The organism is Corallococcus llansteffanensis, assembly GCF_003612055.1.
In the GTDB taxonomy this organism is placed as follows: Bacteria; Myxococcota; Myxococcia; order Myxococcales; family Myxococcaceae; genus Corallococcus; species Corallococcus llansteffanensis.
In genome coordinates this window covers 1-9,952 of record NZ_RAWB01000372.1, presented here as the reverse complement: position 1 = coordinate 9,952, position 9,952 = coordinate 1, and the positions used below count along the sequence as shown (strand labels likewise).

At 69.9% G+C, this 9,952-nt stretch carries 8 protein-coding genes; 6 read left to right on the top strand and 2 right to left on the bottom strand.

Features of this window, described 5'->3' with window-relative positions:
- Window positions 1-189: 189 nt before the first annotated feature.
- From D7V93_RS28625 to D7V93_RS28600, 6 genes are all read left to right on the top strand, one after another.
- Window positions 190-2,445: a PrkA family serine protein kinase gene (locus D7V93_RS28625; protein WP_120646410.1), complete on the top strand. Its 2,256-nt coding sequence runs from the start codon at window positions 190-192 to the stop codon at window positions 2,443-2,445.
- Window positions 2,446-2,601: 156 nt separating this feature from the next.
- Complete coding sequence (locus D7V93_RS28620) at window positions 2,602-3,486, top strand: S1 family peptidase (RefSeq protein WP_120646409.1); 885 nt, start codon at window positions 2,602-2,604, stop codon at window positions 3,484-3,486.
- A gap of 98 nt (window positions 3,487-3,584) precedes the next feature.
- Window positions 3,585-4,037 carry a deoxycytidylate deaminase gene (locus tag D7V93_RS28615; protein ID WP_120545666.1) on the top strand — a complete coding sequence of 151 codons (453 nt, stop codon included), beginning with the start codon at window positions 3,585-3,587 and terminating at the stop codon, window positions 4,035-4,037.
- A gap of 298 nt (window positions 4,038-4,335) precedes the next feature.
- Complete coding sequence (locus D7V93_RS28610; protein ID WP_244237567.1) at window positions 4,336-4,956, top strand: histidine kinase dimerization/phospho-acceptor domain-containing protein; 621 nt, start codon at window positions 4,336-4,338, stop codon at window positions 4,954-4,956.
- Between the two features lie 68 nt (window positions 4,957-5,024).
- Window positions 5,025-6,461, top strand: coding sequence for an enhancer binding protein Nla6 (gene nla6 / locus D7V93_RS28605; protein ID WP_120646407.1), 1,437 nt, complete (start codon window positions 5,025-5,027; stop codon window positions 6,459-6,461).
- 286 nt (window positions 6,462-6,747) lie between these two features.
- Window positions 6,748-8,718, top strand: a complete 1,971-nt coding sequence (locus D7V93_RS28600; RefSeq protein WP_120646406.1) for an ArsA family ATPase — start codon at window positions 6,748-6,750, stop codon at window positions 8,716-8,718.
- Window positions 8,719-8,748: 30 nt separating this feature from the next.
- Here D7V93_RS28600 and D7V93_RS44580 read toward each other — a convergent pair whose 3' ends face one another.
- Window positions 8,749-9,222 (bottom strand): hypothetical protein, encoded by a 474-nt coding sequence (locus D7V93_RS44580; protein ID WP_147451383.1) that lies wholly within the window; start codon window positions 9,220-9,222, stop codon window positions 8,749-8,751.
- A 95-nt stretch (window positions 9,223-9,317) separates the two neighbouring features.
- Window positions 9,318-9,952 (bottom strand): tetratricopeptide repeat protein (locus tag D7V93_RS28590; protein WP_120646404.1); only part of this gene is annotated, 635 nt, incomplete at its 5' end.

Here is a 9,952-nt window from a genome sequence, read left to right as displayed (position 1 = left end):
CCCCCCTCCCGCGCCCGGCCGGCCGGAGGGCGAAGCGCGAGGCCCCGAACACACCGCCCCGCTGACAGGGGGCGCTCGCTTTACAATTCCGGGGGACGGGAACGAAGGTCAGCCCCCGGGGTTCACATGCGACGGCCTCGCGCCGTGGCTACATCCGAGGGATTCACCCACGCACAGAGGGGAGCCGCCGTGGAAGCGAAGGGCTATCTGCAGGAGGTGGGCGCGCAGGTGAGCGCCGACTTCATCAAGAACCGGTCCATCCTGTCCTTCGAGGAGTACCTGACGCTCTTCTTCGCGGACCCCAAGGGCCAGGCGCGCAACGCGGCGCAGTATCTGCGGGACGTGATGGACCACTACGGCACCGAACAGGTGCCGCACCCCACGGGCACCATCCGGCGCTTCAAGGTCTTCGACGCCCCCTCCACGGAGCGGGACGGCCGCGTCGCCGGGCAGGAGGAGGTGCAGAACGCCCTCTACCGCCTGCTGGGCAACTTCGTGCGCGCCGGCCGCATCAACAAGCTCATCATGCTGCACGGCCCCAACGGCAGCGCGAAGTCCAGCCTGGTCAACGCGCTGAAGGAGGGCATGGAGGATTATTCCCGCCAGCCCCAGGGCGCGCTGTACCGCATCGCCTGGGTGTTCCCGTCGGAGAAGCTCATCAAGGGCTCCATCGGCTTCGGCGAGCGCCCGGGGACGGGGTCCGGGGAGGGCGAGCTGACCACGTTCGCCCACCTGGATGCGGAGTCGTTGGATCTGCGCATGCCCTGCGAGCTGCGGGACCACCCGCTGTTCGCGGTGCCCCCTTCGGAGCGCCGGGGCCTGCTGGAGGGCGCGCTCAAGAAGAAGGGCCTGGGCAATGGCGACGGGGAGACGGGGGACTTCATCCTCTCCGACTACCTGCGCGACGGGGAGCTGTGCGCCAAGTGCCGCCGCATCTACATCGCGCTGCTCAATTCCTATGGCGGGGACTACCTCAAGGTCCTGCGCCACGTGCAGGTGGAGCGCTTCTACGTGTCGCGCCGCTACCAGGTGGGCACGGTGACGGTGGAGCCGCAGATGAGCGTGGACGCCGCCGCGCAGCAGATCTCCGCGGACCGCACCCAGCTCAACCTGCCCGCCGCGCTGCACAGCACCGTGCTCTTCGAACCCCACGGCCCGCTGGTGCACGCCAACCGGGGCCTCATCGAATACGCGGACCTGCTCAAGCGCCCCCTGGAGGCGTTCAAGTACCTGCTGGGCTTCAGCGAGACGAGCGAGGTCCCCCTGGAGCCGTTCGTGCTCCAGCTGGACGAGGTGCTCATCGCCTCTTCCAACGAGAAGCACCTGTCCGCCTTCAAGGAGCTGCCGGACTTCGCGTCGTTCAAGGGCCGCATCGAGCTGGTGCGCGTGCCGTACCTGCGCCGCTACAAGGTCGAGCAGGAGATCTACGACGCGCAGATCACCGCCACCAGCGTGGGCAAGCACGTCGCCCCGCACGCCACGGAGGTGGCCGCGATGTGGGCGGTGCTCACGCGCCTGAAGAAGCCCATCCCGGACCGCTACCCGCCCAACGTGAAGCCCCTGGTGGATCAGGTGGCGCCGGCGGAGAAGCTGCACCTGTACGAGGAGGGTGGGGCGCCCGGCCGGCTCAGCACGGCGAACACCAAGGAGCTGCTGAAGCTGCGCGAGGAGATGTACGAGGAGTCGGAGTCGTACCCCAACTACGAGGGCCGCTCCGGCGCGAGCGCGCGGGAGATCAAGACCGCGCTCTTCAACGCCGCGCAGAACCCCGACTACAAGTGCCTGCACGCGCTGGCGGTGCTGGAGGAGCTGCAGTCGCTCTGCAAGGACAAGAGCGTCTACGAGTTCCTCCTGCAGGAGGTGATGGACGGCTACCACGACCACGAGGCCTTCGTGCGCGTGGTGGAGGGCGAGTACCTGGACCGGGTGGACTCGGAGGTGCGCGACTCCATGGGGCTCGTGTCGGAGGGGCAGTACCGCGAGCTGGTGGAGCGCTACATCCAGAGCGTCAGCCACTGGGTGCGCGGGGAGAAGATGCGCAACCGCGTGACGGGCGAGTCGGAGAAGCCGGACGAGGCGCGCATGGCGGAGGTGGAGGCCATCGTGATGCCGCAGGGCGAGGCGGCGGCGGACTTCCGCCGGGGGCTCATCGCCTCCATCGGCGCGCACCGGCTGGACAACCCGGAGGGCGTGATGGACTACCCGCGCATCTTCCCGGACATGTTCAAGCGCCTGCGCGACCACTACTTCGAGGAGCGCAAGCGCGTGCTGCGCAAGAACAAGGAGAACGTCCTCAAGTACCTCTCCGAGGACCGCAACCAGCTCTCCCCGCGCGAGCAGTCCCAGGTGCAGGGCACGCTGAAGACGATGGCGGAGCGCTACGGCTACTGCGAGTTCTGCGCGAAGGACGCCATCCTCTTCCTCATGCGCCAGCGCTACGCCTGACGCGGTGACGCGGACGCTGGCGGCGGGCAGGCAATCGCAAGCCGATGCCTGCCCGCCTGCTTTTCAATCCGGGCAGGGGCTCGGGATGATGGGAACCGCCACCGAGTCGCGCGTGTGTCGTCCCTCGTCCCCCTCCTCCTTGCGCCTGGAGCGTTGATGAACCGGTTGCTGTTGGGCACCCCTGTCCTGTTGGCCCTCGTGTCGTGCGCCAGTGCCCCGTCCCAGGCCCCGGAGGACACCCCGGGGGGGATGCACACGCGGGCCCCCCTGGTGGTGGAGCGCGTGCGCTCGATGCCCGCGCCGGTGCCCCAGCCGACGCGCAAGGCGATGGTGCGCCGCATCCTCCCGCTCAACGTGCGGCTGGTGACCACGGAGAGCGGCAAGGTGCGCCGCTCGGCGTCGGGTGTCGTCATCGGCACGGAGACCGGCGAGGCGGGTCCCGTCAGCTACGTGCTCACCAACGCCCACGCGGTGGAGCCGGGCGATCTGGAAGACCCCGTGCTCAAGGTCGTGGTGGACCGGCGCGCGGAGTCCCACGAGTACGCCGCGGAGGTGGTGGCCACGGGCGCGGTGCCGGAGCTGGACCTGGCGCTGCTGCGCGTGTCGGGCGTGACGTGGCCGGTGGCGGACCTGGCCGCGGACGACGAGCTGGAGCCGGGCGAGGACGTGGTGGTGGCCGCGTCCCCGTACGGCCGCGCGCTGTCCATCTCCGGTGGCATGGTGTCCCAGGTGGAGTGGGACAAGGAGACGAAGCACCCGCGCATGCTGAAGACGGACGCGCCCATCGGCTACGGGGCCTCCGGCGGCGGCATCTTCAGCCTGGAGACGGGCAAGCTGCTGGCCATCGTCGAGGGCTACCGCACCGCGAAGGTGGACTTCGAGGTGGCGGCCCAGAACTTCAGCTTCGACGTGCCCATGCCCGGGGAGACGTTCGCCGCGCCCAGCGCCAAGGTGCGCGGCTTCCTCCAGGCCAAGGGCTTCGGCCGCCTGCTCGAGCGGGACGCGGACGGCGCGGGTCCGCAGAAGACCGCCAGTCGCTGATCCACGCCGGAGCCGGGAGGCGGGGCCTTTTCCGCGAACTGGATCAGGGCGTGACCCGGCGGTAGAGCTGCGGGCTCTTCATCCGGAGGTTCGCGCGCATGTCCGCTCGGGGCAATTGGGATCAGTACTTCATGGACATCGCCCAGCAGGTGGCGACGCGCGCCACCTGCGACCGCAAGCACGTGGGCGCGGTGCTGGTACGCGACAAGACCATCCTGTCCACCGGCTACAACGGCGCCATCCGCGGCCTGCCGCACTGTGATGACGTGGGCCACATGATGGAGAACGGCCACTGCGTGGCCACCGTCCACGCGGAGGCCAACGCCATCATCCAGGCCGCCAAGAACGGCGTCTCCATCGACGGGGCGACCATCTACACCACGGCCAGTCCCTGCTGGCCGTGCTTCAAGCTGATCGCCAACAGCGGCTGCACGCGCATCGTCTTTGGCGAGTTCTACCGGGACCCGCGCATCTTCGAGTACGCCGCCCGCCTGGGCCTGCAGCTCATCGGCGTGGGGCCCGCGGCCCAGCCTCCAGCGCCCGGGACCTGAGGGCCGCGCGATGTCCTGGGGTGGACAGACCCTGGACAGGCTGATCCTCGCAGGCCCCTCCCGCGTTGGTTGAAGGACACTTCGATGCATTCGTAAGTGGCCGTCCCTACACGGGAATTTCAGATCTCCGGCAAGAATTACCGACCGAGGGTTGCCAATCCCGGGGGTGCTCCCTAAATCCTGGGTCCGGTAGGGTGGCGGCGGGGGTGGGGGCGACGGAAATTCCGAGGAGTTCCAGGTGGTTAGCTCATCAGCGGTGGTCAGCAGTGTGTCTTCTGTCCAGGATGTGTCGGATCCCGTGGTGGGCGCTGCCCGCTACGACGCCGTGCCGGCGCTGATGGACAGCCTCCTGCACGACGTGCGCAACCCCCTCAACGCGCTGGCCATCCACCTGGAGGTCCTCTCCGAGAAGCTCAAGGGCGAGTCCGGCCAGGTGCCGGCGACGCAGGAGAAGAACCTCAAGGCCATGCGCGAGCAGATCCAGCGCGTGGACGGCCTGCTCAAGCTCTTCTCGGATTTCATCGTGTTCCGCGGCGCGGGCCCTTCCGGGGACGCGCCGCTGTCGGACGCCACCGGCAAGGCCCTGGACGTGCTGGGCCACGAGAGCCGCCGGCGCCGGCTCCAGGTGCAGCGCGCGATCGAGCCGGACGTGCAGGCGCGGCTCGAGGACACGACGGAGTTGGGCTTCTTCCTGGTCCAGGTGCTGATGCGCGCCTTCCACCGCGCGGATCCCGGCGGCACCGTGGTGGTCGCGGTCCGCGCCGAGGGTGCTCGCGCGGTGCTGGAGGTGCAGGACGGCTCCCCGGCGCCCGAACAGGCGACCGACACGGTGGCCGCGCTGACGCTCCGGGCCGCCCAGCTGGGCATCGAATTCGATATTCGGGCGGGCTCCTGCCGCCTGGTCTTCCCGCGCGCCTGATCCCCCCTTCGGGTCGCTGACGGGCTTCTTCGGTTACACCACGCTTTTTCGCAGTGGAGGTTTTCACCTTGGGCAGCGCACGAATCCTGGCCGTGGATGACGAACGTGAGACCTGCGAGGCCCTGGCGGAGATGCTGTCCGCCTGGGGTCACAAGGTCGAGACCGCGTTCGACGGGCATGACGCCCTCCGCAAGGCGGGTGAGTTCCGGCCCGACGTCGTCCTGTCGGATCTCGCCATGCCGGAGACGGATGGCCTGTGGCTGTTGCGCAACCTGCGCGAGGAGCTGCCGGACTGCCCGGTGGTGTTCCTCACGGGGCGCGGCACCATCGACACCGCGGTGGAGGCCATCCGCGAGGGCGCCTACGACTTCATCGTGAAGCCGCTGGACACCGCGCGGCTCAAGGTCTGCATCGACCGCGCGCTGGAGAAGAAGGAGACCATGCGCGAGGTGCAGACGCTCCGGCGTCGCCTCAAGCAGCTGGGCTCCACGGACCTCATCGCCAGCTCCACCGGCATGCGCAAGGTCATCGAGATGATGGAGAAGGTGGCCCCGTCCAAGGCCAGCGTCTCCATCAGCGGCGAGTCCGGCACGGGCAAGGAGGTGGTTGCCCGCACGGTGCACAACCTGTCCCTGCGCCGCGACAAGCCCTTCATCGCCATCAACTGCGCCTCCATCCCCGCGACGCTCATCGAGTCCGAGCTCTTCGGCCACGAGCGCGGCGCCTTCACCGGCGCGGATCAGCGCCGCCCGGGCGTCTTCGAGATGGCCCACGGCGGCACGTTGTTCCTGGACGAGTTGGGCGAGATCCCCATCGACCTGCAGGCCAAGCTGCTGCGCGTCCTGGAAGAGGGGCGCCTGCGCCGGCTGGGCGGCAAGGTGGAGATTGAAGTGGACGTGCGCGTGCTGTCCGCCACGAACCGCGACCTGAAGCAGGAGATCAAGAACCAGCGCTTCCGCGAGGACCTCTACTTCCGCCTCAACGTGTTCCAGCTCCACCTGCCGCCCCTGCGCGAGCGCCGCGAGGACGTGCCCATCCTGGTGCAGCACTTCGTGGACAAGTTCCGCGGGGACTCCGCCAAGCGCGTGTCCGGCGTGCACCCGGAGGCCATGGAGGTGCTCAAGAACTACGACTGGCCGGGCAACATCCGCGAGCTGCGCAACGCCGTGGAGCGCGCCGTCATCCTCTGCGACGGGGAGCTCATCACCCGCGAGCACCTGCCGCCCGACATGGCCGGCAAGGGGCCGGAGCGCCACACGTTCAAGCTGCCGTTCGGCCTGAGCCTGGACGCCGTGGAGCGCGAGTACATCCTGGGCAGCCTGCAGCGCAACGGGAACAACAAGGCCCGCACCGCGGAGGTGCTGGGGGTCAGCGAGAAGACGCTCTACAACAAGCTCAACCGCTACGCGGCGGAGAACCGGGCCCAGGGCACCCCGGGCGGCCCCATGGGCGGCCAGGGCAACGAAGGGCCCCTGGGCGCCAGCAGCAGCTTCCTCGTCCGCTGACCCCACGGGTAGGCCGGGCTCGCGGGAGTTCGCGGGCCTGAAGGCGGATCAGGCACCGTGCGCGCGAGGGCAGCCAGGAAGGCTGGAAGGGCAGGGGGAGGTCTTGAAAACCCCTGTCAATTCTTGACTTTTCCCCCCTGAACGGGGGATCCTGCGCTCCTCTCCCACCCGTTGGTGAGGGCCGGCCGGGACGGATCATACCGGGCCACTTCCGCCCCCCTGGGCGCGGTTGTCCGACGTGAGTCATCTGGGGTGCTGCCGGGGGGCACAAGGAAGGCCACAACGAATGAGCGACGCGCGAGTTCTTCACTTCTTCGGCGGCAAGGGCGGGGTGGGCAAGACCACGCTCGCGGCAGCGTACGCGGTGAGGCTCTCCGAAGACGCTCCCAAGCACAAGGTGCTGGTCGTCTCGTTGGATCCGGTCCAGTCGCTGTCGGACCTGCTGAAGAAGAAACTGCCGACGAAGGCCACCAAGCTGCAGGCCGGCAAGGGCGAGGGCGGGCTGTGGGCCGTGGAGCTGAATCCGGCCGCGCTGCTCAAGCCGTTCCTGGCGGACTACCTCCCGGCGCTGGCGAAGGCGGCGGTGAAGGGCACGCACCTGTCCGACGAGGAGATGGGCAAGCTCTATCAGCAGGCCGTTCCGGGGCTGGAGGAGCTGGTGGGCCTCTTCCACGTGGTGGACCTGCTGGAGTCGGGTGAGTTCGACCGGATCATCGTCGACACGGCGCCCACCAGCCACACGCTGCGCCTGTTCGACATGCCGGCCCAGCTGCGCAAGTTCCTGGGCTTCGTGCGGGCGGGTCAGGACCGCGTGCCGTCCTCGGGCGGCAAGGGCAAGAAGTCGGACGCGGCGCTGCCGTCCGCGGGCGGGTTCCTGGATCTGCTGGGACAGAAGGCGGAGAAGCTGCTGGCGCTGCTGAAGGACCCGGCGCGCACGGCGTTCCACCTGGTGACGCTGGCGGAGCCGGTGCCGGAAGCGCAGACGCGCATGTACTTCACCCAGCTGCGCGAGCGCGGTCTGCCGGTGACGGAGGTCCTCGTCAACCAGGTGGAGGACCACGAGGGCTGCTCGTCGTGTCAGGGCCGCCGCGGTCTGCAGGCGCCCCACGTGCGCAAGTACCAGGCGCTGGACAAGGTCGTGCCCGTGAACCTGCTGGGCCGCCGCGAGGTGGCGCCCCGGGGGCTGGACGGGCTGAAGGAGTTCGCCAAGGAGTGGGCGGCCGGCAAGGAGACCAAGGCGCTGGAGTTCAGCGCGGCGGAAGGTCCTCCGGCGCTGGTGCGCGCCCCCTCCATGCCGCCCATCGCGGCGCCTCCGCTGCCCCCCACGCGGCTCATCTTCTTCGTGGGCCAGGGCGGGGTGGGCAAGTCCTCCTGCGCTGCCGCCGCGGCGGTGACGCTGACGGAGAAGGAGGGGCCGGTGCTCCTCATCTCCACGGATCCGGCGCACTCGCTGTCGGACGTGCTGCAGAGCCGGCTGACGGACACCGAGACCCAGGTGAAGGGCACCAAGGGCCTGTACGCGCGCGAGCTGGACATGGCGGGCTGGTTCAATGCCTTGCGCAAGCGGCTGAAGGAGAAGGCGGAGAAGGCCTTCGAGGGCGCGCCCAAGGCGGGCAACGACGTGCCGGCGGACCTGCTCTACCTGCGCAACCTGCTGGAGTGCGCGCCCCCGGGCATCGACGAGCTGGCGGCGATGTCCGTGCTCACGGACGCGCTGGTGCAGGAGCGCTTCAAGCGCATCGTGGTGGACTCGTCGCCGGTGGTGACGTCCGTGCGGGTGGTGGAGCTGGCGGACACGGCGAAGACGTGGCTGGGCGCGCTGCACGCGGTGCTCAACAAGCACCGCGCCAAGGGCCTGGGCGATCTGGCGGACGACATCGCGGGCATGCTCAAGCACGTGAAGCGCTTCGAGGACGCGCTGGCGTCCCCCAGCGAGTCGCGCTTCGTGGTCGTCACGCGCGGCGAGGAGCTGGCGGCGTCGCGCACGGAGCGGCTGGTGGAGTACCTGAAGGAGCGCAAGCTCCAGGTGGAGCGGGTGCTCGTCAACCGCGTGGGCCCCAAGTCCACCTGCGAGAAGTGCGAGAACCGCCGCAAGCTGGAGCTGAACGCGGCCAAGGCCATCGAGAAGAAGATCGGCCTGCCGGTGACGATGGCGCCCGCGCTGGGCCGTCACCCGGCCGGACTGCGCGAGCTGAAGGCCTTCCGCACCGCGTGGTACGCGCTGTCCGCGCCGCCGGCGAAGATCAAGGCGGCCTGACGCGAGGCCAGGCGCCGTCAGGCCGCGAGCCTACCGGGGGCCTGGCAGCAGGAGCTGGGACAGCGGCAGCCGGTGCGGAAACGCGCGCCGGGCCTGTCCCAGCAGCTCCACCGCGCTCCCCCTGAGCGAGCGCAGGGCGTGGGGCGCGGGAAGTGATTCACGTCCCAGGTGCATGGCCCAGGTGGGCCCGGCGAGCAGCAGCGCCACCGCCGGCACGATGCACAGGCCCACCACCATCCCGGCGCCGCCCAGTGTGCCCACGAGGCGCAGGGTGGGAGAGGCCTGGATGCGCGGGCGCTGCAGGGCCGCGAGGATGCGCGCGAAGAGGGCGCCGCCGGTGATCCCCAGCAGCGTGGCCAGCAGCCAGCTCAGGCCTCCCAGCGGCGTGCCGAGCACGGGCTCCAGCAGCTCCGGAGCCGCCGCGCCCAGCAGGAACGCGAGGACGAACGGCCCCGCCGCGACGATGGCTACCAGCCCCCACTGTCTCGCATTGAGTCTGTGCACTGGCCTCCCCCCTCGCGACCAAGCTGGGCACCGGCAGGCAGGCGCGCCAGGGCCATGCGCCCTTGCGCGGGTGTAGGCGTGCACGGGACGTCACTTCAGGCGTCGCACTCCGCGGGGCTGTCGGTGAAGGCACCCAGGCCTTCCGGGAAGGTGAGGACACCCGTCTCGCTCAGCGTGCCGGTGAGGGGCTTGCGGCCCGGGAGCGTCACCTCCACGGCGCGGCCCCGGACGGTGTAGGTGCCCGGCGTGCGCGTCTCCGAAGGCTTGCCGTTGTCGTCCACCTGCTTCTCCCAGAGCTCCACGCGCCCCTTGTCCGCGAAGCGCAGGCCCCGCGTGGTGCCGTAGACGCCGACGCCGGGGCCGTACCAGGACACGGCGCGCAGCAGGGCCGGCACGTCGGCCTCCTTCTCCGGGGTGCGGCCCAGGAGCTTCTGCCAGCCGAGCGTGTCCCGGATGACGTCCAGGTCCCGGTCCGCCCGGGCCCGCTTCAGCCGACGCGCGTCCAGGCGCACGGCGGTGGTCAGCTGCTCGACGATGGCGTCGCGGTGGGCGCTGTACTCGCACACCTTGCCCTGCTTGCGCAGGACGCCCAGGGTGGCGGCGACGTTGTAGTGCGCCAGGGCGTAGTCCGGGGTGGCCTGGGCGGCGGCCTGGAACTTCGCCAGGGCCTCCGGGTAGTTGCCGGACTGGTAGAGGCGGAACCCCTGGGTGTTGAGCGCCGGGCCGGAAG